General features: G+C 38.2%; 1 protein-coding gene. It reads right to left on the bottom strand.

The annotated features are described in order from the left end of the window. Nucleotides 1–177: 177 nt before the first annotated feature. The gene (locus tag ACT3QQ_RS13865; protein WP_444528424.1) at nt 178–819 is read right to left on the bottom strand and encodes a glutathione S-transferase family protein; all 642 of its coding nucleotides are present in this window, start codon (nt 817–819) and stop codon (nt 178–180) included. Between the last annotated feature and the right edge of the window lie 217 nt (nt 820–1,036).

The following is a 1,036-nucleotide window of genomic DNA, read 5'->3' on the forward strand; positions in this document are numbered from 1 at the left end:
ATAAATCTGGGCTATTTTCTGCACAAATATAAAAGAGAAAACCAAGTGAAAAAGCCCCACCAATCGTAATATGCAAAAATGATATTAGAACCAATGACCAAATCGACATGAATGCCTCCTTTATTCGCTTAACGCTTGCTCAAAATATTGAGTGCTAAATATAAAACCTTAATATCGCTATCGTTTAAACGGCGTCAGATCTATCTCTTCGAACTCACATACCGCTTTTATACTAGGGTTTTCACTTAATCGATTTAGATACACTACCAAATTTTTATAGGCCATAGGCGACTTCTCTAACGGTAACGACCACTCCGCCAACATAAATAAGAAATAATCACATGCCGATAGTTTATCACCAAGCAAAAACTGATTAGACTCTAGTTGATCATCAATGATAGACAATGCCTCTGCAATACGCTCATCTTGAGCAGATATGATATTGGGTATATTGCTCTCGTCATTGGTGTGACGATGTGGATAATAGCGAACCATCAGTTCCGCTTGCAATGTGTTGTTTAAGAATGCCAGCCATTGAAAAAACAACGGGCGTTTAGGGTCGCCAAGTGCAGGTATCAACTCATACTCTGGATATGATTCACAAATATGAATACAAATAGCAGGACTCTCAAAGATAGCCTGCCCATAATCAACCAGCGTTGGAATACGTCCAGCAGGATTCAAGCTCAAATAATCAGCTGACTTATGACTGTCACTCTCTCTTTCAACCAGTACCAACTCATAATCCGCTTGCACATGATGCAGCAAAAAATGTGGCGCTAAACTCGCATTGTTCGGATAATAGTAAAGTTTAAACAACACAGACTCCATTCTAAGGCTGATAGAGAGCGATAGTGATTTGCTACATGTCTGTCTGAGACGTATTTCAAATCAAAGCTTAATCGCTTAATAGAAGATCACTAGTGGCTTTAGCTGTTAAATCTACTTTTGATAGCAGGTTCATCATTATTGATGCTTTTTATCGTCTCAAATCCTTCTTTCGTACCAAAATATAGAGCATCTGTTTTTTTCTCTC

Origin of the sequence: Psychrobacter sp. AOP7-A1-24 (genome assembly GCF_052376235.1) — a bacterium.
Taxonomy (GTDB): Bacteria; Pseudomonadota; Gammaproteobacteria; order Pseudomonadales; family Moraxellaceae; genus Psychrobacter.